Source organism: Dolosigranulum pigrum ATCC 51524 (genome assembly GCF_000245815.1).
Lineage (GTDB): Bacteria > Bacillota > Bacilli > Lactobacillales > Carnobacteriaceae_A > Dolosigranulum > Dolosigranulum pigrum.
Map to the genome: position 1 here is coordinate 1,243,563 of NZ_JH601103.1, position 24,925 is coordinate 1,268,487.

At 39.0% G+C, this 24,925-nt stretch carries 24 protein-coding genes and 1 pseudogene; 7 read left to right on the plus strand and 18 right to left on the minus strand.

Going from position 1 to position 24,925, the window contains the following annotated elements:
- Positions 1-38: 38 nt before the first annotated feature.
- Positions 39-230, minus strand: a complete 192-nt coding sequence (locus HMPREF9703_RS05715) for a hypothetical protein (RefSeq protein WP_004636315.1) — start codon at positions 228-230, stop codon at positions 39-41.
- A 239-nt stretch (positions 231-469) separates the two neighbouring features.
- Between HMPREF9703_RS05715 and HMPREF9703_RS05720 the strand changes: the two genes are divergently transcribed.
- Complete coding sequence (locus tag HMPREF9703_RS05720; RefSeq protein WP_004636316.1) at positions 470-1,225, plus strand: helix-turn-helix transcriptional regulator; 756 nt, start codon at positions 470-472, stop codon at positions 1,223-1,225.
- Between the two features lie 54 nt (positions 1,226-1,279).
- Here the strand turns inward: HMPREF9703_RS05720 and trmD are convergent, their stop codons facing one another.
- From trmD to rnc, 10 genes are all read right to left on the minus strand, one after another.
- Positions 1,280-2,014 carry a tRNA (guanosine(37)-N1)-methyltransferase TrmD gene (gene trmD, locus HMPREF9703_RS05725; protein ID WP_004636317.1) on the minus strand — a complete coding sequence of 245 codons (735 nt, stop codon included), beginning with the start codon at positions 2,012-2,014 and terminating at the stop codon, positions 1,280-1,282.
- A complete protein-coding gene (gene rimM, locus HMPREF9703_RS05730) occupies positions 2,014-2,532 on the minus strand; it encodes a ribosome maturation factor RimM (RefSeq protein WP_004636318.1) in 519 nt (172 codons plus the stop codon). The genes trmD and rimM overlap by 1 nt, the downstream gene beginning before the upstream one ends.
- Positions 2,533-2,602: 70 nt before the next feature.
- Positions 2,603-2,848 (minus strand): KH domain-containing protein, encoded by a 246-nt coding sequence (locus tag HMPREF9703_RS05735; protein WP_004636319.1) that lies wholly within the window; start codon positions 2,846-2,848, stop codon positions 2,603-2,605.
- 24 nt (positions 2,849-2,872) lie between these two features.
- Positions 2,873-3,145 (minus strand): 30S ribosomal protein S16, encoded by a 273-nt coding sequence (gene rpsP, locus HMPREF9703_RS05740; RefSeq protein ID WP_004636320.1) that lies wholly within the window; start codon positions 3,143-3,145, stop codon positions 2,873-2,875.
- 165 nt (positions 3,146-3,310) lie between these two features.
- Positions 3,311-4,849, minus strand: coding sequence for a signal recognition particle protein (gene ffh / locus HMPREF9703_RS05745; RefSeq protein ID WP_004636321.1), 1,539 nt, complete (start codon positions 4,847-4,849; stop codon positions 3,311-3,313).
- A gap of 18 nt (positions 4,850-4,867) precedes the next feature.
- Positions 4,868-5,194, minus strand: a complete 327-nt coding sequence (locus HMPREF9703_RS05750; RefSeq protein WP_004636322.1) for a putative DNA-binding protein — start codon at positions 5,192-5,194, stop codon at positions 4,868-4,870.
- A 26-nt stretch (positions 5,195-5,220) separates the two neighbouring features.
- The gene (ftsY, locus tag HMPREF9703_RS05755) at positions 5,221-6,510 is read right to left on the minus strand and encodes a signal recognition particle-docking protein FtsY (protein ID WP_004636323.1); all 1,290 of its coding nucleotides are present in this window, start codon (positions 6,508-6,510) and stop codon (positions 5,221-5,223) included.
- Positions 6,511-6,541: 31 nt separating this feature from the next.
- Positions 6,542-7,360 (minus strand): Cof-type HAD-IIB family hydrolase, encoded by an 819-nt coding sequence (locus HMPREF9703_RS05760; RefSeq protein WP_004636324.1) that lies wholly within the window; start codon positions 7,358-7,360, stop codon positions 6,542-6,544.
- A gap of 25 nt (positions 7,361-7,385) precedes the next feature.
- The gene (gene smc, locus HMPREF9703_RS05765; protein WP_004636325.1) at positions 7,386-10,958 is read right to left on the minus strand and encodes a chromosome segregation protein SMC; all 3,573 of its coding nucleotides are present in this window, start codon (positions 10,956-10,958) and stop codon (positions 7,386-7,388) included.
- A gap of 34 nt (positions 10,959-10,992) precedes the next feature.
- Positions 10,993-11,691, minus strand: a complete 699-nt coding sequence (rnc, locus tag HMPREF9703_RS05770) for a ribonuclease III (protein ID WP_004636326.1) — start codon at positions 11,689-11,691, stop codon at positions 10,993-10,995.
- 171 nt (positions 11,692-11,862) lie between these two features.
- Between rnc and trhA the strand changes: the two genes are divergently transcribed.
- Complete coding sequence (trhA, locus tag HMPREF9703_RS05775) at positions 11,863-12,507, plus strand: PAQR family membrane homeostasis protein TrhA (RefSeq protein ID WP_256998278.1); 645 nt, start codon at positions 11,863-11,865, stop codon at positions 12,505-12,507.
- Between the two features lie 43 nt (positions 12,508-12,550).
- Here trhA and HMPREF9703_RS05780 read toward each other — a convergent pair whose 3' ends face one another.
- The 3 genes from HMPREF9703_RS05780 to HMPREF9703_RS05790 are packed head-to-tail and all read right to left on the minus strand — an operon-like array spanning position 12,551 to position 15,917.
- The gene (locus tag HMPREF9703_RS05780) at positions 12,551-13,045 is read right to left on the minus strand and encodes a dihydrofolate reductase (protein WP_004636328.1); all 495 of its coding nucleotides are present in this window, start codon (positions 13,043-13,045) and stop codon (positions 12,551-12,553) included.
- Between the two features lie 12 nt (positions 13,046-13,057).
- Positions 13,058-14,005, minus strand: a complete 948-nt coding sequence (locus tag HMPREF9703_RS05785) for a thymidylate synthase (protein WP_004636329.1) — start codon at positions 14,003-14,005, stop codon at positions 13,058-13,060.
- A gap of 10 nt (positions 14,006-14,015) precedes the next feature.
- Positions 14,016-15,917: an ABC-F family ATP-binding cassette domain-containing protein gene (locus HMPREF9703_RS05790; RefSeq protein WP_004636330.1), complete on the minus strand. Its 1,902-nt coding sequence runs from the start codon at positions 15,915-15,917 to the stop codon at positions 14,016-14,018.
- Positions 15,918-16,053: 136 nt separating this feature from the next.
- On the opposite strand from HMPREF9703_RS05790, the gene HMPREF9703_RS05795 reads away from it, so the two are divergent.
- A complete protein-coding gene (locus HMPREF9703_RS05795; protein ID WP_004636331.1) occupies positions 16,054-16,269 on the plus strand; it encodes a cold-shock protein in 216 nt (71 codons plus the stop codon).
- The gene (locus HMPREF9703_RS05800; protein WP_004636333.1) at positions 16,266-16,658 is read left to right on the plus strand and encodes a ribonuclease HI family protein; all 393 of its coding nucleotides are present in this window, start codon (positions 16,266-16,268) and stop codon (positions 16,656-16,658) included. Before HMPREF9703_RS05795 ends, HMPREF9703_RS05800 begins: the two co-directional genes overlap by 4 nt.
- 44 nt (positions 16,659-16,702) lie before the next feature.
- Here HMPREF9703_RS05800 and HMPREF9703_RS05805 read toward each other — a convergent pair whose 3' ends face one another.
- Positions 16,703-18,070 carry an alanine/glycine:cation symporter family protein gene (locus HMPREF9703_RS05805; protein WP_004636335.1) on the minus strand — a complete coding sequence of 456 codons (1,368 nt, stop codon included), beginning with the start codon at positions 18,068-18,070 and terminating at the stop codon, positions 16,703-16,705.
- A 210-nt stretch (positions 18,071-18,280) separates the two neighbouring features.
- Here HMPREF9703_RS05805 and HMPREF9703_RS05810 point away from each other — a divergent pair, with 210 nt between their 5' ends.
- On the plus strand, positions 18,281-20,131 hold the full coding sequence (locus tag HMPREF9703_RS05810) for an acyltransferase family protein (RefSeq protein WP_004636338.1): 1,851 nt from the start codon (positions 18,281-18,283) through the stop codon (positions 20,129-20,131).
- 77 nt (positions 20,132-20,208) lie between these two features.
- Here HMPREF9703_RS05810 and HMPREF9703_RS05815 read toward each other — a convergent pair whose 3' ends face one another.
- Complete coding sequence (locus HMPREF9703_RS05815) at positions 20,209-21,363, minus strand: hypothetical protein (RefSeq protein ID WP_004636339.1); 1,155 nt, start codon at positions 21,361-21,363, stop codon at positions 20,209-20,211.
- A 222-nt stretch (positions 21,364-21,585) separates the two neighbouring features.
- On the opposite strand from HMPREF9703_RS05815, the gene HMPREF9703_RS05820 reads away from it, so the two are divergent.
- Entirely contained in the window at positions 21,586-22,512 is a 927-nt protein-coding gene (locus HMPREF9703_RS05820; protein WP_004636341.1) for an alpha/beta hydrolase, read from the plus strand.
- A gap of 290 nt (positions 22,513-22,802) precedes the next feature.
- Complete coding sequence (locus HMPREF9703_RS05825) at positions 22,803-23,339, plus strand: hypothetical protein (protein ID WP_004636343.1); 537 nt, start codon at positions 22,803-22,805, stop codon at positions 23,337-23,339.
- 71 nt (positions 23,340-23,410) lie between these two features.
- Here the strand turns inward: HMPREF9703_RS05825 and HMPREF9703_RS05830 are convergent, their stop codons facing one another.
- Together HMPREF9703_RS05830 and HMPREF9703_RS05835 are read right to left on the minus strand one after the other, a co-directional pair.
- A complete protein-coding gene (locus HMPREF9703_RS05830; RefSeq protein ID WP_004636344.1) occupies positions 23,411-24,121 on the minus strand; it encodes a prepilin peptidase in 711 nt (236 codons plus the stop codon).
- Positions 24,122-24,293: 172 nt separating this feature from the next.
- Positions 24,294-24,920, minus strand: a pseudogene (locus HMPREF9703_RS05835) (DNA-3-methyladenine glycosylase).
- Between the last annotated feature and the right edge of the window lie 5 nt (positions 24,921-24,925).

Sequence of the window (24,925 nt, forward strand, 5' to 3'; positions counted from 1 at the left end):
TTATCAAACACATACTTTGCCTCATACTGTTTATCAGTTTACGCTTCATCCACTAACTGTGGATCCTGCGGTGCTTCAACGGCTTCTGCATCGCCGTTTAGTGGTGAGTCAACTTCTTTTACTTCACCAACTACTGTATTTTTACTTGCTTTTGGATCAGTTGGTTCTTTTTCGACTGTTTTTTCATCACCTGTTAATTCTGGTTGAGTCTCTTTTTCTTTCTCACTCATCACTTTTCCTCCTCTTCCATTACATTAATTTTATCGTATCCAATCACATTATAATATACATCCCTAACCGGTTTCAACTCTTATGACTTATGAAGAATGGACACTATATCCCTAAGTTTTGTTAAAATAATATGAATTCTATGATGAAATGCTAGATTTTTTACTATTTTTGTGACATAATAACCATATTAATATTTTTATAAATAAATCTAAGGAATATATTCAAGGAGGAGATAAACGTGTCAACTCATACAGACTTAACACATCGAGAAAATGCGCGCCGAGAGCTGCTAGAGCACATCAATACTGAAGCTAGCAGCCAACGTTATATTATTGAGGATTTAGCCACAGAAGCTATTGCTAACGGGGATCAAGAACTATTACAACAAGCATTAGATAAAATTGATATGGATAGCTATGTACAACACATCGAGAACATCTCAATTGAATCCAAATTGCGTACGTATAAAAACGTATTGTTGAGTAATAATACATATTGCCGTTTAGCTGCAAAAAATGGAGATGTCCTTCCATTATATTTGTACCTACTATCCGAACAATATAACCGTCTAATTGAGAGTGCTGACAGCATTGAGTTTTTGATGGAAAATATTTTTTACCAAATGCCAAAAGATTACTGCGAGTTTGTCTATAAGTACTCGATTACATCCTATTCCAATACGATGAAGGATATTATTAAGTTTGTGACTGATCACTTAACCGTTGACTTAACCTTAAAAGATATCGCGGAAAAATTTGATATGCACCCCGTTCATCTCGCGCGAAAATTCAAACAAGAAACTGGGATTACATACGTCTCATATATGAATAATCAGCGTATCTTCCTAGCCCAATATTTGTTCCACTTACAAACATATGAGTTGAGTGATGTGGCCTACTTAGCTGGATTCAACAGTCATTCTTACTTCACAAAAGTTTTCAAAAAAATAACTGGACTAACACCAACCAAGTATATCAAACAACTCCCTCTATAAATTCACCTATACATCATTTAACGCCACCGAATACACGATTCAGTGGCGCTTTTTCTATCTATTATTCAACATATCATTGACTATCTCTTGTTCGCGCGGGGTTAATTCAATATTCGCTAACATATCCGGTCGTCGTCGCGCAGTTCGCTTAATTGACTCATCACGGCGCCATTGATCAATTAATGCGTGATTGCCGTTCATTAAGACTTCCGGTACTTCCATCCCACGATACTCAGCTGGACGTGTATAATGTGGATGTTCTAGCAAGCCAGAACTATGCGAATCTTGAACAGCAGAGTCTTGATTTCCCAACACACCGGGAATCAGCCGAATTGAGGCATCCATCATGACCAAAGCAGCAAGCTCGCCCCCAGTCAATACATAATCACCCAGTGACACTTCATCAGTTACAATCGAACGAATTCGCTCATCATACCCTTCATAATGACCACAAATAAAAATTAAATGCTCTTCCTTAGAAAACTCCTCTGCAACTTGTTGGTCAAAACGTCGCCCTGCTGGATCCATCAAGACGATACGAGGTGATTTCGTTTCACGAGCAGATTTGACTGCATCCACCGCTTCAAAAATAGGTTCTGGCTTCAACAACATGCCTGCTCCTCCGCCATATGGAGTATCATCCACTTGAGAATGCTTCCCTTGACCGAACTGACGAAAATTCACAATATTGATATCGACTAATCCCTTTTCAACCGCTCGTTTCATCATTGAATGATTCATCGGCTCTTGGATCATCTCGGGAAATAATGTTAAGACATCAATCTGCATTAATCATCCAATCCTTCCAACACATGTACAGTAATTGTTCCTTCTGCTAAATCAACTGCTTTAATGACATCATCAATGTAAGGTAACAAGAGATCTTTTTGTCCATGACGGCTAATTACCCAAACATCATTGGCCCCAGACGACAGAATTTCTTTCACTTGGCCGATTTCTGCACCTGCTTCGTCATAAGCTGTTAAGCCAACAATATCATGCCAGTAAAATGTATCATCATCGAGTGTCGCTAAATCAGCTTCTGTCACATTTAACGTACCGCCTACTAGGGATTCTGCTTCATTAATAGTCGGATATGACTCAAATTTTACTAAATCAAACTGTTTATGTTGTCGATGTGAAGCTACTGTTAAAGTGAGTGTATTAGCCTCACTATCACCTAACCAAACAAGCTCAGCTCCCGGTTGATAGCGTTCTTCAGGAAAATCAGTATCTGAAATTACACGCACCTCTCCCTTAATTCCATGGGTGTTCACAATTTTTCCTACATTTACATAAGCTGTCATGCTCTATCTCCTTTTTCTAAGTTATATGTACAAAAAGAGATGCTAAAATGCATCTCTTCACCGAAAACAATTAATCTACAATAGTGAGACGTACACGTTTGGGACCATCGTAGCGAATGCTGTAGACAATCGCACGAATCGCCTTGGCAATACGTCCACCTTTACCAATAACTCGGCCGATATCATCAGGATGAACAGATAATAGGTATTCATGAAAATCATCGGTCTCTTTCAACTCTAAATTGATGTCATCGGGTTGACTGACTAATGGCTCAATGATTGTATGAATTAACTGTCTCATCTCTTGATCAGTCATCGCACTCATCCTTTATTTGTTAAATTAGTTGTTTTTTTCGTTGTGGAATTTCTCCATAATCCCTTTACGAGAAAGTAACTTGTGAACTGAATCTGATGGTTGTGCACCATTGTGTAACCATTTAAGCGCTAATTCTTCATCAATTTTCAATGCTTCTTCGCCTTCTTCAGTCGGGTTGTATGTTCCGATTTGCTCAATCGCCCCTTTAGATACATGACGACGTGAGTCTGATACCATTAATCGGTAAAATGGACGTTTCTTAGCTCCCATACGTTTCATACGAATTCTTACTGCCATATTATTCATCTCCTTTAAATTTTATTGAGTAACTGAATCACTCACAACAATTATTCTATCATGGGATACATCACCTGTCAAGTGTTTTCTCTTTACAGTGTTTTTTCAAAAAAGCCCCTGTCATTAACGTTCCTGACGCTATTGCAGAGGCCTCTTGTCTACTATTTATTTTTTCTTTTTAATTTTTTTCTTCTTACGTTTTCGTTTTTGGCGCTTATCTTTGGAAATTAGAGAACTTCCTTGACCATTCATATCATCCATTCCTGGCATATTCTGTAATTCAGATAAATCAGGCATCTCTTGATCACTACCACCAAACCCAGGAAGTTTATTTTTCATCTTATTCATCATCCCTTTGCCGGCACCTTTCATCATTTTGCCTAAACCGCCGGACATCTTGCCACTTGACATATCACCCATTAACTCTTTGGATTGTTTGAATTGTGTAATTAATTTATTCACATCAAGTAAGGTTCGGCCCGCACCATCAGCAATACGCTTACGTCGATTTTGAGAAAGGATATCTGGATTTTTTCGTTCTTCCGGTGTCATGGAAAGCACGATTGCCTTCATTCGGTCAAGATCTTTCTCATCGACTTCGAACTGATCCATTCCCGGTAAGTTACTCATCCCCGGAATCATTTTGATTAAGTCCTCTAGTGGTCCCATATTTCGCATCTGATCCATCTGTTCGATAAAATCATTGAAATCATAGGTTTGTTCGGCCATTTTTTGGGCAAGCTCTTCCGCTCGTTTGTCATCCATTTCTTGTTGAGCTCGCTCAACTAAGGTAAGGATATCTCCCATCCCGAGAATACGATTAGCCATACGTTCAGGGTAGAACGGTTCTAACGCATCTAATTTTTCACCCGTTCCGGTAAATTTAATCGGTTTATTAGTCACTTTACTAATTGATAGCGCTGCTCCACCACGCGTATCACCATCGAGTTTCGTCAAGATAACACTAGAAATATCAAGCTGTTTGTTGAATGTATCACTCACATTGACTGCATCTTGACCAGTCATCGCATCAACAACTAAGAAAATCTCATGCGGATTTACTTCAGACTTAATATCAGATAGCTCTGTCATTAAAGCATCATCAATGTGCAGACGCCCTGCCGTATCGATAATAACAACATTGCGATTTTCATCTTTAGCTTCTTGTACTCCACGGCGAGCAATTTCTACAGGGCTAACATCATCCCCCATACTGAAGACGGGAATATTTAACTCTTTACCAACTTGTTGCAATTGGTCAATTGCAGCGGGACGATAAATATCAGCCGCCACTAACATCGGTTTCATATTTTCATGTTTACGCAAGTAGTTACTTAACTTACCAGCTGTAGTGGTCTTCCCGGCCCCTTGCAATCCTACCATCATATAAACGGTTATTTCACCCGGTTCAGAAGCCGTAATAATATCTTGGCGCTCGCCTCCCATGAGTTCAGTTAATTCATCACTCACAATTTTAACAACTTGATGGCCACCTTCAACATTTTCCAACACTTCTGATCCAATTGCTTTTTCGCGGACAGATTTAATAAATTCACGGACAACTTTATAGTTAACATCTGCCTCCAAGAGAGCCAGACGAACTTCACGCATCGCCTCTTTTATATCTTGTTCTGTAATTTTACCTTTTTTCTTCAGCACCGAGAATGCATCTTGCAATCGATTCTGTAATCCTTCAAATGCCATTATATCACCTTTCTCCCACTATTTAAGTGCTTGCACTAAGGCTTGTAATTCCTGATCTTGAGCATACTGCTCCTTTATATAAGCACTTAATTGATTTATCTTCAACTGGCGTTCTTTATGTTTTTTATAGAGCTGCAGTGACTGTTCATAGTCAGTTAAGAGGGCTTCAGAACGCCGAATATTATCAAAGACAGCTTGCCGAGTAACACCCGTCTGCTCCGCTATTTCACCGAGTGAATAATCTTCCCGGTAATAATAATGTAAATAATCTTGTTGTTTATTGGTCAATAGCTCGCCATAAAAATCAAACAATAGATTCATCTTGAGTGTCTTCTCTAACTGCATATGCGAGGCTCCTTCACTATTAGTTACTAAACTGTCTGTTCTAAGAGATCACGGAATAAGCCATACGCAAACTTCTCTGTATCAAATTTATGCAGATCTTCCATTGTCTCACCTAGGCCCACAAATTTGACTGGAATCCCAAGTTCTTTCCCAATCGCGAGTACAATACCACCTTTTGCGGTTCCATCCATTTTTGTGAGCACAATTCCAGTTACATCCGTTGTATCCTTGAATATTTTTGCCTGATTTAAGGCATTCTGACCCGTTGTTGCATCTAAGACAAGCAGCGTCTCATGTGGCGCATCTGGCACTTCCCTTGAAACAACTCGCTTCATTTTTTCCAATTCATTCATCAAGTTTTTCTTATTCTGTAGACGACCAGCTGTATCAATCATTAACACATCGGCTCCATTTTTCTTTGCTTGTTCTAATCCATCATAGACTACAGCAGCAGGGTCGCCTCCTTGTTGACTTGAGATGACTTCGGCGCCGACTCGCTCGCCCCAGACATGAAGTTGTTCAATCGCTCCTGCTCGGAAGGTGTCCCCAGCAGCAAGCATCACTTTTTTGCCTGCTTTAATATATTGGTGAGCCATTTTAGCGATTGTGGTCGTTTTACCTACACCATTGACACCAACAAATAATAAGACCGTTAGCCCGGTTGAATTCTCATTAAATTCAACATAATCCGGATTGGTATCTCCATATAAATCAACCATCGTCCGCACTAAGACACGTTCAGCATCCTTCATACTACGGATATTCTCAACTTTGGCTTCATAACGCATAACTTCAGAAATATACATAGTCGCTTCAAACCCAACATCCGATTCGATTAACAAATCTTCTAATTCTTCGAAAAATTCCTCGTCTTCATAGCGGAAGTTTGAGAATAATTCATTCAATCGACGTGTAAATGAGCGGCGTGACTTTTTCAAGCCTTCTTTATATTGCTCAGCCTCTGCTCGAGCTGATGCTTCCACTTCGCTAAATGTTTGAGTCTTGCGTTGTGGTTCATCGGAAGTTTCTGCAGTGTTGGATTCTTCAGATGAATGAAGGCCTTCAACTTCTGGTTTATCAACCTGTTTGACTGTTTCATCAGATGTAACAGCCACCTCATCTTCAAGTGATTTCACTTCTTCTTTTGAAAGTGGTTCTTCTACTTTTTCTTGATCAATCGTTTCTATCGTTTCAAGATCACTATCATCAGTGGCGTCATCCGATTCAGAAACTTCAGTAGGCGTATCCTGTTCTTCTGACTTTTTTTCTTGCTCTTCACTTGTAAATATACTCTTTATTTTATCAAATAGTCCCATAATATCCCCTCTTCACTTGAATCTAGTCTTATTATAACATATTAAGCGCCCATTGCTCAATGGCGTGAGCTACACCGCTTTCGTTATTCGACTTCGTGATACAGTCGGCTACATCTTTCATATAATCAGGGGCTTGTCCCATCACGACACCTTTACCGACTATTTCAATCATTGTTAAATCATTATCCATGTCACCAATACCCATCATTGCCTCGGGGACGATTCCTAACTGTTGGCCTAAGCGTTTCAGAGCAGCTCCTTTATTAACCGTCTTCGGCATAAACTCAAGTAAATTCGGGCGACTTTTGACAATAAAAAATTGTTCAAAATAGTGCTCGGGAATTTTCTTTAGAGCCTCTTCAATCTCTGCTTCTGGTCGTGCTATCACCATTTTATTTACCACTTGTTGACCGGTATAGTCATCAAACTGAAAGGGATGATGAGACAACCATTTATTAATTGTATAATACAAGCATGGTCGATCATGATGATTTTGCAAGACTTTCACATCCTCCATACCGACTAAGCTTATCGGCATATCAAGTGTTTTTGATAAGTTGTATAGTGAAACAACATCATCCTGACTTAAGACAATATGCTGAATAATTTCCCCTGTATCAGTTGCCTGAATCAAGCCACCGTTATACGTAATGGCATAATCACCGGCATCAGTTAAATCACAAGCTTCCAATACATGACTGATTGCTTTCAGTGGACGACCGGTGCATAATACAACTTTTATTCCTGCCTGTTTTGCTCGTTTAATAGCGTCCTTATTAGCGGTAGAGACTTGATTGTGATCATCCACCAGTGTGCCATCAATATCAATTCCAATAAGTTGTGTTTTCATATAGACTCCTTTTATCTTATTCGATCTAAGATTGCGTCTCAAAATCTTCTTGTAAGTCAAGTGCTTCTTCCAACTGAATCGAGACCAACTTAGATACCCCACGCTCTTGCATCGTAATACCATATAAACTATCCGCTTGCTCCATTGTGCCTTTTCGGTGCGTAATCACAATAAACTGCGTATCCGTCTCAAAAGACTGTAAATACTTCCCAAAACGGAAAACATTAGACTCATCTAAGGCAGCCTCTGCTTCGTCTAAAATACAAAATGGAATTGGATTGACATGAATGATCGCGAACAGTAGCGAAATAGCCGTCAATGCTCGCTCCCCACCTGAAAGCAAGCTTAAGGAAGTTAATTGCTTGCCGGGAGGTTGAGCAATAATTTCAACTCCGGTTTCTAGAAGATTATCTGGATCAGTCAGTTCTAATTGCGCACGGCCTCCTTTAAATAGTTTCGGGAAAACGTAGGAGAACTGTTCTTTAATCTGGTCAAACATCTCTTTAAAGCGAATTTTCACTTCTTGATCCATTCGCTCCATGGTTTGTCTGAGTTGTGCTTTGGCATCAAGTAAATCTTGTTGTTGCCCACCTAAAAATTCTAAGCGTTCAGCTAATTGTTGGTACTCTTCAATCGCATCAATATTCACGTGGCCTAAAGTGGCAATCGCTTGTTTTAATTGCTTCACCCGAGCACTTGCTTGGTCGAAGCTAAGTTCCAATTCAGGATGCAATCGAGCATCTTCATAACTAACTTGATATTCTTCGGCAAGATGAGCTAATTGATGATCAATATTCACATCTAACCGCGATAATTTCACATCAATTTGGTTCTTTTGGCTCACTAACTTATCTACTGCTTCTTGCAAGTTATCAAGCTCTGTTTGCAAGTCATCTAAATTCATTTCATACGCACTAATGGCTTGTTTCAAGTCTTTTTCTTGTGCTTGTTTTTCCTCTTTTTGTGCAAGTTGTTGCTGTAACTGTGTTTGCAATTGATCTTCAGAGAGTAGTTCTTCACCTGTTTCAAAGCGCTGAATCGCTTCTTTTAAGGCTTCTTCCTCTTCTTGACTAGATACTAATTGTTGGCGGAAGTTTTTTAAAGTTGCAGTGGTTGAAGCAACTTCTTCATTATGGCGACTTAGCTGTTCACGTAAAGTTTCCATTTCGGCCAACAATGTTTCTTGAATCTGTTCTGAATCATCCTGAGCTGATTTTAAAGCTGTTAATTCCTCATCTACACTTTCAACCTGCTCAGAAATTACTATTTGTTGCTGTTTTGTCTCAGTTAACGATTTTTTAAGCATTTCTGCTTCAGCTAATAATTCAGTTTGTTCGTAGTTTAACACTTTCACTTGTTTCCTTAGTCGATCAGTTGTATCCTGCAATAGTTTTACATCTTTGGCGACATCTTGCTCTTTATACCGCTTCTGTTCACCGATTTCTTTGATTTTTTCTGTCTTTTCATTCAATTTTTGGTGTTCTTGTTTAAGAGATTGATCCCCAGAAGTTTTATCGGCCAATTTTTCTTCCAATACGTTTTGGCGCTCGCGCAAGTCTTCTAACTCTTTTTTCTGAGTAAAGATATGCGAATTATTGGACTTACTACCTCCACCAGTCATTGATCCACCAGCATTCATCATGTTTCCATCAAGGCTGACCACACGATAACGGTAATTAACAGCTTTTGCAATCTTGTTTGCTGACTTCAAGTCTGCTGCAATTAGCGTATTACCTAACAAGTTTTCAATAATTTGACTGACCTGTTTCTCATAGTCAATTAAGTCCGATCCAACCCCAACAAAACCAGCCACTGCTTCTGCCGATTGTAAGGCATTGTGGTTGATGTGGCGCGGTTTAATCGTTGTCAATGGTAGAAACGTAGCACGACCTGATTGTGCTCGCTTCAGGAAGTTAATCGCTTCGCGTCCATCTTTTTCTTGCTCGACCACAATAAATTGACTACTTGAGCCGAGCGAAGTATCAATGGCTGTCAGGTACTGCTCTGGAATTTGAATCAAATCCGCTACGGTTCCCACCACACCTGATAATTGCCGCCGATTCTTCATTACCGCTTTAACTCCAGCAAAGTACCCAGCATAGTGTTCTGTCATTTGGGCTAGACTTTCGCGCTTAGCTTTCACTTGTTCTAACTCACGCTGATTTTTTTCGATTGCATCAGCTTGCTCAGCTAATTTGGCTTCTTTTTGAGTAATGGAAGCTTTAAGTTGTTTAAATTCCTGCAATAATTCATCTAGTTCAACTTGAATCTCAGCTAATTCGGCTTCTTTACGAGCTAACTTTTCTTCAGTACTGGTTAGCTCTTTTACAGCTTCTTGGTGCTCATTTTTATTTTTTTGAACTTGCCGAGTCACCTTCTCCACACTTGATTCAAGTGTCTTTACATCATTATTTAAGGTGGCTTTCTCTTGCATTAGATCAACATATTCATAGCGAAGTTCTTCGATACGATCGTCAGCCCCATCTTTTAAGTACGTCAATCGTTCTTTTGCTTGATGAAGTTGCTCTGTTATTTGGTTAGCTTCTGACTGAGCGTACCTTTTTTGGGCCTGCACCGTTTCGATTTTTTCTCTGAGCATTTGTTGCTGGGCCTCTGCTTTGGCTATACTTGCTTGTTTTTCATTAAGAAAGGCTTCTTTATGCTTAGTTTTCTCTTCCAACAACGCTAAATCAGATTCTGTTCGCTCTACTGCTTGGACAATTTCCAAAATATCAGAGTGTGCTACTTCGCGCTGGGCTTTTAATTCTTTCAGATTTTCTTTTAACGCTAATTGTTGTTGCTGCACCTGCTCACTCTGAGTACGTTTCTGTTCCAAACCGGATTCAATTTGCTTCATATCTTCGTTAGCTGCTTCTAGTTCTTCTTTGTACCGATTGATCTTCATCACAGTGAGTCCCGTATCAACTTCGATGAGCTGCTCTCGTTTTTCTAAGTAGATTTCTGCTCGTTTCGCTTGTTCCTCAAGCGGTTCCGCTTGTGCTTTTAACTCATATAAGATATCTTCTACTCGGTCCAAGTTATCTTGCGCTTTATCTAACTTTTTCTCTGCTTCTTGTTTTTGTACTTTGTATTTAAAAACTCCCGCTGCTTCTTCAAAAATAGCACGCCGATCTTCTGGTTTTGAATTAAAAATAGATTCAACTTGGCCTTGCGAAATAACGGAGAATGATTCCTTCCCTAACCCAGAATCCATAAATAATTCAACAACATCTTTTAGACGACAGTTCTGTTTATTTATAAAATAATCAGACGTACCATCTCGTCCTAATCGCCTAGAAATACTGACTTCATCAGCTTCAATGGATAAAAATCCCGTTGAATTATCCAATGTTAACGTTACTTCCGCTTGGTTCATCGCCTTGCGCTCATTGGTTCCCGAAAAAATAACATCATTCATGCGTCCACCACGCAAGCTCTTAGCCGACTGCTCACCCATCACCCAGCGAATTGCTTCAATAACATTAGACTTGCCGCTACCGTTCGGGCCTACAACAGCCGTCACTCCTGCACCAAACTGAATGGTTGTCGGATCAGCGAAGGACTTGAAGCCTTTAATTTTTAATGTTTTTAGTTGCATTAATTAGCCACCTCCTTTCGGTTATTTGTTTCAATTAAGATGAGAGCGCTTCTAATGCTTGTTTAGCTGCTTTTTGTTCTGCCAACTTCTTCGACTTACCCATACCGACTCCGTGATAATCACCTTCAATCGACACTTCTACCGTAAATTCACGGTCATGATCCGGCCCTGATGTCTCTAAGACTGTATATTCAATATTAACAACACCACTCTGTTGCATAAATTCCTGCAGCGCCGTCTTATAATCTGTATCATAGGAAAAACTATTTTGCTCAACTTTAGAAAACATCACCTGGCGTAAGAAACGTCGAACGCTCTCGACTCCTTGATCTTGATAAATTGCGCCAACAAAAGCTTCAAACACATCACAAAGCAAGGCTGGCCGTTGACGACCGCCCATTTTCTCTTCTCCTTTACCTAAACGAATAAACTGAGCTAATTGACATTCAGTCGCTAATTCGGCCAAGCTCTCTGCTCGAACAATCGAAGCTCGCAAGCGTGTTAACTGCCCTTCCGGTAATTCCTTAAATTGATTAAACAGATAATCTGACACAAATAATTCAATGACCGCATCCCCTAAAAATTCAAGACGCTCCAAATTTTTAATCGGTTCATCAACTAAATGACGATGATCATTGGCATACGAAGCGTGCGTAAAGGCTTCTATCAAAATCCGATCATCGTTAAATACTATATTAAAGTTATCTTTTATATGTTGTTTTAATGCATTCATTATCTTCCCATCCTCCTAACATGCACCGCCTATTATACCCCAAATTCTCTGAAAAATAAAATAATCACCCGCTCATTTAATAAGAGATTACTTTAACACGAGTCTTCTAAACTATTTTCACTCGATATATGCTATAATAAGGAAAACGCAATGAATGGAGTCGATAAATGTATGAATAATTCTCATCTCTCAAAAACTTATTTAATTGTCAATGAAGTATTGAATGCTGTAACTCATGGCATTGGTGCTGTTTTAAGTACTGTCGGTCTTGTCTTTTTAATTTTTAAGGCGCTTGATATGGGTAGTAGCTTGAAACTGATCGCCTACATCGTCTATGGGGCCACCTTAATTTTACTCTATCTGAACTCAACGCTGTATCACAGTTTGAAGTTTACGAAGGCCAAATATTTTATGCGCCGGATGGATCATGCCAGCATCTTCCTGTTAATTGCCGGAACGTATACGCCTTACACGCTCATTACTATTGGCGGAACTATCGGAATTATAGCAACCACTGTCATCTGGCTGATTGCCTTATCTGGAGTTTTATACAAAGCATTTTGGTTCCAAAAATTCCAAGGACTATCGACTTGGCTGTATATCGGTATGGGATGGATTTCACTCTTTTTGATGCATTATCTCTATCAAGGACTGGGCACCTATGGCATTATTTGGCTAGGGGCAGGCGGTTTAGCCTTCACGATTGGAACCATTTTTTACAGCTTAAAGCAGGTTAAATTTATGCATGTCATCTGGCATTTATTCGTCATGTTAGGCACCATCTTTATGTTTATATCGATCTATCTTTATACTTAAATGCGTAAAAGCTAGCCACTTCCTCTAGTGACTAGCTTTTTTATTAGGTATTTTTACGTCGATAATGGTAAAACGTATGGGGATGGCGATTAGCTTCATCGACAATACCTTCTTTTTTAGATAATAATTCAAACTCTGAAAAGTCTAACGTTGGAAAGTACGTATCTCCCTCAAAGTCTCCTTCAATAATGGTCTGGTACAACTCATCTACCTCATCAATAAACAAGCTAAATATTTCCCCGCCTCCAATAATATGAAGTGTCTGCTGATCAGTATCCACAGCGGACAGAATGGCTTCTTTCGAGTGAAATACCTCGGCACCCGGAGCAACATAATCTTTATTCCGGGTCAGAATGATATTACGACGATTAGGCAGTGGTTTAATCGGTAAGGCCTCATAAGTTTTTCGGCCCATCAAGACAGCATCACCCATTGTTACCGCCTTAAAGTGCTTCAAATCAGCAGGCAAATGCCACGGCAATTGATTTGCTTGACCGATTAATTGGTTCTCATCTTCGATCCATACGAATGTTAACATATCGACTCCTCCCTAAACCGCAACAGGCGCTTTAATTCGACCATGTGGATTGTAATTCTCCAATTGAATATCATCCATCTCAAACTCAAACACACTTGATTTCTCCATATTTAATCTCAAGGTTGGTAATGCACGTGACTCACGACTTAACTGTAACTGAATTTGGTCGAAGTGATTATGATAAATATGAGCATCACCCAATGTATGCACAAATTCACCAACGTCCAAGCCGGTCTCATGAGCAATAAGATGCGTCAACAAGGCATAACTAGCAATGTTAAACGGAACACCTAAAAATACATCTCCACTGCGCTGATACAGCTGACAACTTAACTTCCCATCCGCCACATAAAATTGGAAAAAAGCATGGCAAGGTGGTAATGCCATTTCGTCCACTTCAGCTGGATTCCAAGCCGAGACAATTAAACGACGTGAATTCGGATTATGCTTAATTTGATCAATGACTTGTTGAATTTGATCGACGACTTGACCATCCGCACCACGCCATGACCGCCATTGTGCGCCATATACATGCCCTAAATCACCATATATATCAGCAAATGCTTCATCCGTTAAAATTTGATCGGTAAAACTTTTTAGTGTTGCTTGATAAACCGCATTGAAATCTTCATCTTCCTGTGCGCGTCGGCCAAAATTTGTCATATCTGGGCCATGATAATCCTCACTCTCGACAAACCGTTCAAATGCCCACTCATCCCATATATGATTATTATGTTCGAGTAAAAACTTAATATTCGTCTCCCCACGTAAAAACCACAACAACTCGGACTTAATTAACCCAAACGGCACCCGTTTCGTTGTCAGTAGCGGAAAACCTTCCTGTAAATTAAACCGCATCTGTCGTCCAAACACCGAACGCGTTCCTGTATGCGTTCGGTCATCTCGATCGATTCCATTCGCCAATATATCACGTGCTAAGTTTAAATAATGTTGTTCCATTCTCTATCTCCTATACAAATTCAGCTAAATATTCCCATCGTGCCATTTTTTCTTCGAGGGCTGTTTCCAATTCTTGTTTTTTTCCATTCAGTTCATTCAACATCCCATAATCATCTGCTTTCACTTCCAACATCTCTTGTTCGACAGCTTCGATTTTGTTTTCAAGTTTTGTTATCTCATCTTCAATCGTTTCCCACTCTTTCTTTTCCATATAAGTCAGGCGGGTTTTCTCTTGAGACGAACTCGCTTCCGATGTCGACAGTGACTTATCTTGCGCAGATTTCGCCGCTTTATCAGAACGACGAGCTGAGGAGTCATTCGCTTCTTTTAAATAATCGCTCACTTTGCCCCAATATTCGCGAAGTTGTCCCGCTCCTTCAAAAATCAATAATTTTTCACACGTTTTATCCAAGAAATAGCGATCGTGACTCACAGCAATCACCGCGCCCGTAAAATGATCAATATACTCTTCCAAAATAGTCAATGTCTCTGTGTCCAAATCATTGGTTGGCTCATCTAATAATAAAACGTTCGGCGAAGTCATTAGCAAGCGTGCCAAATATAAACGCCGCTTCTCGCCACCCGACAAACTTGAGATATAAGACTGTTGCATTGAGCGCGGGAACAAGAATTGTTCTAATACTTGCTCAGCGGTCGCAACAGAACCATTCGCCATCGTCACTTCTTCGGCCATCTCTCGTACATAATCGATCACCCGTAAATCATCCGTCATTCCTTCATTGGTCTGAGTATAATAAGCAATCTTAACCGTCTCACCTACTTCTAGCTGCCCACTATCAAGCGACTGACGCCCAGCCAAAATATTAAGTAATGTGGTTTTTCCAGACCCATTCTCCCCAGTAATTCCAAGTCGTGTATCGGCTTGAATTAACAAATCAAGTTGTTGAAGTAGTTGCTTACCGTTACGAGCAAACGATGCTTCTTGCAGTTCCAAAACTTTTTTCCCCAAGCGACTGCCGGCCAAGTTCAAGGTCATTGTTCCTCGAGTGGTCTGATTTTGGACGGTCTCTTTTAAGTCTTCGAAGCGATCTTTACGCGCTTGTTGCTTTGTTCCACGCGCTCGTACGCCTTCACGCATCCAAGCTAACTCTTGTTTATATAATTGGTTGGCTTTATGAGCTTGCTCAGCTGCTAATTCCTCGCGATGCGCCCGCTCTTGCACATAGTCTTGATAGTTCCCACTATAGCGATGTAGTTGCCCTCCAGAGAGTTCTACAATTGATTGCACCACATGATCTAAGAAATACCGATCGTGCGTCACCAACAACAAGGCTCCTTTATATTGACTTAAGAACTTCTCTAGCCAAGCAATCATCTCATAATCTAAGTGGTTCGTCGGTTCATCTAAAATCAATAAATCTGATTGCTGGATCAGCACCTGAGCCAATTGTACGCGTTTTTGCTGACCACCAGATAGTTCATAAATGCATTTATCCATCTCATAAATCCCGAGCTTGGTTAGAATGGTTTGGGCTTGCGAACTCGCCGTCCAACCATCCACCCGATCCATGGCTTGCTGCATTTTGGTAAATCGATTTTGTAGTTTTTCATTCGTCGGATCTTGATTCAGTTTCCCAACAACTTCCTCATAGTCACGTACTGTGTTCATCAGTAGATTATCCCCAGCAAAAACAGTCTGAAGAACTGTCAACTCCTGATCCAACGTATTCGCTTGTTTCAAATATGCAATTTTATAATCTTTCGGACTCGTTATTTGACCCGATTCTGGTGCGTTCATCCCCACCAACGTATCTAAGAGTGTTGTTTTTCCAGTTCCATTAATCCCGATTAATCCAACCTTATCCCCGCTCTGAAGCGACAGATCGACTCCATCGAACAACACTTTCACCCCTATTGATTGTGAAATACCGCTTGCTTTCAATTCTTTCATAATCTCACTACCTCACTTTTCTTCTTTTTTAGTGTAACATATTTTGACAAAAAAATAAGCCTTCACTCCCTTAATTATTGAAATAATCGCTTACAGTAGCTATAATAAGACTATACTATAAGAGAGGAAGATTTTGATGCAGACAGGTATTGTAAAATGGTTCGACGCCGGAAAAGGGTATGGGTTTATTGAAAGTAACCATGAAGATATTTTTGTTCACTTCACCGGTATTAACCAAGAAGGATTCAAGTCCCTAAATGATGGTCAGACGGTTGAATTCAATATTGCAGAAGGACCACGTGGCAAGCAAGCGACTGATGTAACTATCATTGAAACAGATCATTCACAATGATTCGATTACATACAGATGGTGCCGTTAATACAAAAACAGGAAAAGTCGGTATTGGTTTTGTAGTGGCCGGTGATTCACTCTATCACCAAGTCGCCCAACCCATTGTCGGCCATTATAATAACCATACAGCTGAATTTCTGGCCATTCAATACGCTCTGGAATGGTTAATTGACAATCAGCTTACCGATCAGATGGTTTTCGTGCAGACCGACAGTAAAGTTGCTGCTGACGTTCTCCAAAAAGAATTCACCAAAAATACGGATTACCTTCCCTATTTAGAGACCATCTTAACTTTAAAAAATCAATTCCCTATTTTAGAGTTCATCTGGGTGCCAGAGAAGAATAATCGCGGAGCTGATAACTTAGCAAAACAAGCCTTACGACAATAAAAAGCGTCTCAATCTATGTGATAGACAGATTGAGACGCTTTTTATTAGTGTTGTTGTTCTTTTTCATAAATACCGCCTGACCCGAAGAAATCTTTCGTCAAGCGGACAACGACTGGACTCAGCCATAATAAGCCAATGAAGTTTGGAATAATCATCAAGCCATTCAAGGTATCAGCAATATCCCAAATCTCTTGCAAGCCGCCGATAGCGCCAACTGCAATAACTGGAATATAAATAATTCGGTAAATTACTTTACTAGACGGACCAAATAAATATTCAAAGCACCGTTCTCCGTAATATGACCAACCAAGAATCGTTGAAAATGCAAAGAAAACTAAGCCAATCGAAACCATGTGCTCACCATAAGGAATACCTTCACTAAACCCTAGCGATGTCAATGCAGCTCCGACCTCTCCAGATGTCCAAACACCGGTCATTATAATAACAAGTGCCGTAATCGTACACGTAACTATAGTATCAAAAAACACTTCAAATATTCCCCAAAGTCCTTGTCTTACCGGGTGATCAGTAGTTGCTGCAGCATGTGCAATCGGCCCACTACCTAACCCCGCCTCATTAGTAAACACTCCACGAGCGACACCATAACGAATCACCATTGATAGCCCTGCTCCGGCAAACCCACCGAATGCTGCTGTTCCAGTGAATGCATCGACAAAAATCATCTGAAATGCTGGAATAATTTGGTCATAATTCAGTAAAATAACGAGTACCCCGCCGAAAATATATAAGCCCGCCATCAGTGGCACAACTTTTGCTGTCACCTTACTGATCGCATTCAAACCACCAAAAATAACGAGTGCACTTAAAACAGCAAGCACAATCCCCGTCATCAACGGATCAATCCCAATTGATGATTCTAACACATCCGCAACCGAATTAGACTGTACCATATTCCCGATTCCTAGAGTAGCCACTCCCCCAAGGAATGCAAAAATTATAGCTAACCACTTCTGACCTGTTCCACGCTCAATATAATACATCGGTCCTCCAACAAAGCGAAAATCCTTCGTTCGATCACGATACTCAATGGTTAACACAATTTCAGCATATTTTGTTGCCATACCAAAAATGGCAGCTAACCACATCCAAAAAACAGCTCCAGGTCCACCAATTGCAATGGCCGTTCCAACGCCGGCAATATTTCCAGTCCCAACCGAAGCAGCCAAAGATGTCGACACAGCTTCAAAAGCCGAGACTTGCCCTTCACCTTCTTCATCATCATTAAAAATACTTAATCCTGTTTGTTTTATTGCATATCCGAATTTTCGAAACGTTATAAAATTCGTAAAAATAGTAAAGAAAATTCCGCCACCTACAATTAAAAATAAAATCGGTGCACCCCAAATGATTTCATTGATCACATCATTTATTGCCATAATTCGCTCTAACATTTTGTTTATCAAACTCCTTCTTAAAAATGTGCATCTATATTATCTTAACAAAATGAAGATATAATTGTCAAATTAATAACAGACACCATTTTAATTTCAAATAGTCATATTACATTTGACAATTTCGTAACATTTTAATTTTATGCTTTATCATTCTTCCGATTTGATCTATAATTAAGCTACTAAAAAAGTATAGAAAGTATGACTTTTATGACAAAACGTTATCAACAAATTGACACATTACGATTTATCAGTATTTTGTTTATTATTATGTACCATTATCAGAAATTTAGATATTCAGGGGGATTTTTAGGTGTAAATATTTTTCTTGTTATCTCCGGTATCTTATTAGGCATTAAGCTTGAGAAAAACTATTTTAACGGGGAAGAAGTCACATTATTTTACAATTTAAAGCGAACCATCCAAAAATTGATCCCACCTGTTCTGTTTGTGATTGGATTGCTTTCGGCGGTTCTTTTATTTTTCCGGCATGAATTCTTAACAAATTGGTTCATGCAAACCTTCTCTACTGTCTTTTTCTTTAATAATTGGTACCAAATTTCCCAAGGTGCCTCTTACTTTGCCGAAATTATCCAACCATCATTGTTGACCCATTTATGGTATCTTAGTTTATATGTTCAATCAATCATCGTTATCCAACTATTGTTTAAGTTTGTGCGTCCACTGTTTTCACGTCGACATTATTTTGGATACACCTTAATTGGATTATCACTGCTTAGCTTACTAACAATGGTCCTATTGTTTGAACCTGGAAGTGATCCCACACGTGTCTATTATGGAACGGATACTCGCTTGTTCTCTATGTTACTTGGAGCAGGACTTGTCTGTATAAATCCGCTCTATCGTTCAACGCATGGTAAGGATGAAATTCGCCCTCTTCTTTTACAAGGGGGGCTACTAGCCATTATGGTTGTCATGTTATTTATGATAGAAGATAGTAGTACCTTCACTTACTGGGGAGGAATGTACTTATTCGACATTGTAACTGCACTAGCTGTCTTATCTCTTTTATATTATGATACAATGATTCAACGCGTGTTATCTTTTAGAGCAACTACGATATTGGGCCGTCTATCTTATCCGATGTATCTATGGTACTATCCTGTCTACATCGGTCTGTATAATCACGCCGGACAACTACCCGCTTTCTTCCTTCATATTCCAGTTCAATTGGCTGTTATTCTTGGATTAAGCGTCGGAACGTACTTCTTATTTGACAAAAAATTAGGGATTGTAAAATTCCCACCTTTTACCTCGCTGTCCTTAACTACACTAAAAGAAGACTGGCTACATGCCTCAGCGCGGCGTAAAATTACACTCAGTTCATATGCTAGCCTCCTATTATTTTTCTTAATTAGCTTGGGGGTCTCAGCTATGCAAAGTGATGAAGTAGCAGCTGGATTAGAAGCAACTTATACCCAGCGTCATGAAGATTTATTAGAACAAAACCAACAGCGTGCAACAACTTCTGAACCCACTGAAGAGCCAGAGGAAGCAGAAGAAGCACAAGAGCCTGAACATATCTATACGGCAGAGAATGTTGAAGTAACTTTCTTTGGAGACTCAACTGTTCTTAGCGGATCTGAACAATTTTATGATCGTTTCCCTCTAGCAACAGTTTATGGAGAAGTGGGCTTACAACTTTATAACGCCATGCCACAGCTCAATGCGATGAGACAAAGTGGCCAATTACATGACATTATTGTCTTCTCATTAGGGGCAAATGGTGGCTTCAGCAATGATCACTTAGAACAATTAATCAATCAACTTGACGATGACACAAAAATTTTCTTACTCACCACACATGTCAGTCGACCATGGGCAGCCGATGTTAATGCACAATTTCGACAAATGGCTGAAACGCACGATAATATTTATCTCATGGATTGGGCAAATAATTTTAGCTATGAAGGCTACCTCTATGAACCTGATGGAATCCACTTAAATTATGATGGTATCAGCGTATGGATTGACTTTATCGAATCACAATTGCTCGATACTTTAAATAATGGACGTGTAGATAATAATAGTAATGCTTAATCACAAATAAATGAAAGCTCCCTATGTAGGCATAATCAGTCTACATAGGGGGCTTTCGCTTTATTCACATGTATCTTTTACTGAATTGTATTTAAGATAGCTTCCAAATAGCCTGTTTCATCAGCAAAAGTCGCTCCCGATACCGTATCAGTGGTCTCTTCCGATTCTTTTCCAGCTAATTGATCAATGACTTCTTGTAATTCTTGCACGGTCATCCCCACAACAAATTCAGAAATAGCCTGATGGTTCTCGTCATACGTCATAGTCGCATTGCCCTTATCAGCCATTAATTCTGAATAGGATTCAGTATTAGCTCGTTTTGATATTAATATTGAATTTTCTTGGTAAGCTTCCCCAAAGGCCTGATCGCTATTAGGCACCCCTTCCACATCTGCATCGTCCATAAATTGCAGCTCATCTTGAATAGCTGCTATAATCATGTCATCTTGATGCAGAACACCTACTAATGCAAAAGATTTTGAGCCATGTGGAGCTTGTAGTGAATAAGACAACTCTGCATTTTCAATATCTTCCACTCCATCAGTAGAAAATTCGAATCCATCTTTTGCCACACGAACGATTTCTTCCAAGTATCCGGGCGTATCTACTAATGTTGCACCAGAGATAACATCACTCATACCACTTGGATCCTCAACACGATGTAAGTCATCGATGGCTTCTTCCAGTTCACTAATTGTTTTTCCTTCTGCAAACTCGCTAATGGCTTGATAACCCTCTACAAGAGAATTTGTTGCTTCAGCTTTTTCAGTCATCAACTTAGAATATGCCTCATTATTCTCAACTTTACTGATCAAGACTTGATTCTCATCATAGCCTTCACCAAAGTCATTATCTGAATTGGGTACACCTTGATAATTTTCACTTGCATCTATAAATTGAAATTCATCGATACTGACATTTGTAATTGTATCTCCCTCTAATCCCACAAAAATAGCTGAGAAAGATCGTTCGCCGTGAGGTGCGCCATACCCGAGCTTCAATGTCATCTGATGTTCTTGATTCTCTTCTACCATTGAATCTGCTGACGCGGAGTCTTCAATATCTTCCGATTCTTCTACCTTATCTGTTGCTGACTCTGTGCTTTCATCCATTTGTTCAATAACTTCATCAGAATTCACTGTATCTTCTGATCCATTTTGAGTATTATTACTACAACTTGCTAACAAGAATGTAACTGACATAACACCCAATGTTTGATAAATCTTTTTCATCCTGTATTCCTCCCTTTAGTCCCCTTAATTTATTTACAAGTTCATTATATCACAATTAATCTAGTAGAATTCTTTTCCTGTTATATTTTAATTGATTTTTAATGACATTAATCACTCAACATCTTGCTTTATTATTTTTATAGAGTCTATTCATGCTATTTTCATCCATTTGCGTTAAAATAATAAGTGTTAGGAAAATGATAAAAAAAGGAGCACCTATTAATGAAATTACGTTGGAAAATTGTAACAGGAGCAACACTATTAAGTGGTACCATCGCTTATATCAGTCATCTTCTCTACAAAAATGCAGTTGATAATCAAGGCTTGAATGAAGTCGCTGATCACTCGATGCGCCAAGTCTATGCTGAAGATCCTTGGAAAGAGGCCAAAAAATGGTTTCATTCAGTCGAATATGAAGAGTACACCATTCAATCCTATGATGATTTGACTTTATATGGAAAATTTATTCCACACGAAGAACACCCAGAGCGCGTAGTCATAATTGCTCATGGATACGGACAAAGTAATCTAGATATGGCGCCTTGGGTTCATTTATTTTATGATTTAGGGTATAGTATTTTGTTACCCGATGCGCGTGGCCACGGCAAAAGTCAAGGAAATTATATTGGTTTTGGCTGGCACGAACGGCTAGATTATCTAGAATGGATAGATTGGTTGAACAGTACCTACGATCATCCTAATACTGTCTTATTTGGCTTAAGTATGGGAGCTTCAACCGTTATGAATGTTAGTGGTGAGCCCCTTCCTGATAATGTTAAAGCGATTATCGAAGATTGTGGCTATAGTTCAACTTATGAAGAATTAGCTTACCAACTCCGTGCTCAATACAAACTTCCTGCTTTCCCTTTCTTACCACTAACAAGTATCTACACAAAATATCGCGCAAATTATTCCTTTAAAGAAGCTAGTCCACTTGAGCAAATTCAAAAAAGCCAGCTACCTATCTTATTCATTCATGGAGGAAAAGATGAAATTGTCCCAAGTTGGATGGTGCATGAACTATATGAAGCGGCTGATGAACCGAAAGAGCTTTATTTTGTAGAAGAAGCAACTCATGGATATGCTTATGTCCTTGATAAAGAGACCTATCGCCAACGCATTGCATCTTTCTTAGCTAAATATATATAATTTTCACACATAATTTAACCTAAATACGCTATCATTGAGAGGTATTCTCTCGACGATGACGTTTCTTTATTAGCGCAACCAAACTACTTAATCAACTTTCTATTATATTTTTTTATAAAAAATACTATTAAAAAAACTTTACACATAAATCATTTTAATAAATTTGATACTTTCACTAGAAAATGGGATTTAAATGAGTTATAATTAAGATGTCGTTCATTATTAGCGCTTATATTTGAATTTAAGTGTTAATACCGTTATGTAAACTTTAATAGAAGGGGAGAGGATTTATGAGACAACACATTAACCCGGACGATATCAATATGTCAGAACTACTGGCAATTGTTGGACAGAATAATCGCAGACAACTAGAACACGCACTGGAAGAATTATGCCGTCCTGTTGTACAATTATTTTTGAAGAAACATCATATTCCACCTGTTCACCAACCAACCATTATCTCTCAAGCAAAAAAGATACTAAGCGAGGCTGTACAATCTTACAAAACAACCGATCAACATTGCACAAAGAACTTCACAGGATTTAAAGCCTATTATGAATTGTGTTTAGAGCAAAAGTTGTATGCTGAAATTACTGAATACCAAGCTAGTGATAACAATAAACTTAATAATTCAGTTATTCATAATGTCAGTCAGCCAAATTCGTTTAGTGCTCTTGAACAAAAGGTATTTGCTTCATACTTATTGAACTCTTCCTACAAAGAGATTGCAAAAGAACTCAATACCGACATTGAACAAGTAAAGGAAAGTGTTGGGCAATGTGCACACAAACTTACCGAACTAATTAATAAACAACCCCGAATATAAAGAAGTCCTTTCTGATAAATATCTACATAAAGCAGCTCATCTGACCTAAGATGAACTGCTTTATTTAACCTTTATTGAGTAAATAAGACAATCATAGCTCCCAGACAAATATAAGGACCAAATGGCAATCTTACTTCCAAACAAGCATGTCGTCTATATTGTTTATAAAAACTAATCAATGCTAATACAGAAGCCCACCATACAATCCAGAGACTACTTTTCCAGCCAAAGATTGCTCCTAAAAGAATTAATAACTTCACATCTCCCATTCCTAATGATTCTTTCTTCGTACAGACCATTACTATAACTAACATAATTAGTTGTATGACAGCTCCTAGCAAAGCAGCTTGCCAAGAAACAGGTGATAACATCACTAATATTGGCGCAAACATAAGTAAAAAATGATTAGGAATGCGATAATGCCAATAATCACTAACTGAAATAATGGCAGAAAAGCTAATCAACAATAAGTAAAAAATTAATTCTTCCGACCAACCCACTTTTAGATAGCTCCATACAAATAGGACGCCTGTCAGTAATTCAATAAGTGGGTACACTAACGAAATAGTCATCCAACAATTTCGACAACGCCCTTTTTGCATGATGTATGAAATTACCGGAATTAATTCACTAACGGTTAATCGCTTTTGGCATTGTGGGCATTTTGAATAACGAAATGACTTGTGACTCCACCACGTTAAGCGATAACCAACAACATTGAAATAAGAGCCTAGTACAGTCCCGTATATTAATAACATTAAGCTAACGAACCCAGTAGACATAGCGTTCACCCTTTCCCTATTGTATTAATACACGAACTCATCTAGAATTAGTGTTTAGTTTCTAAATTTATTAAATATTATTAGTTGTGCTATACAAATTAACGAAGAATAAATATTTACGCCGGTTTAAACCCTTGATATACAGGGGTTTAATAAGTTGTATTATGCAACATTACATGCTCCATCCATTTGTCTCTTCATTCACCTTATATTTGCTTTGCTTTGAAATATATGGGTTACCTCCAACAACAAATCGTAACTTCTTATCCGTCCACTCACCTTTATTAGGAATACCAATGCGTGGAAGAGCTACAATCTTTTGCGGGAAGCGCCGATCATTCTGGGTTAATTGAAGGGAACCTTCAGTAATATGCGTACCCTAATCTTCAGTCGTAATGCCTAGTGCCTGTGTCAATTTACCCGGACCATTGACTTGATCAACTCCAGTAATTGGATGACGACGCTGATTAATCAATGCAAGACCCGTTTTAGGTTGAATGGCTCGAATCATTACCCCTTGTGGCGTCTGTGTATCTCCTGTTACAATATTGAGTAATAGATGTCCTCTCATTTGATAGATGTAGATGGTTCCTGGTGGGCTATATTGCGCGCGAAGTCGTGGCGTTCTTTTGCCACCATAACTATGTGATGCTAGATCTTCCACACCAAGATAAGCCTCTACATCAACAATCCAACCTGCTACTAACCCTGAATGCGTTTCTTTCTGAAGTACACATCCTAATAAGTCTTGAGCAATCTCAACCGTAGAGCGATCTGAACTTAGTAAGGTATCCATCATACATG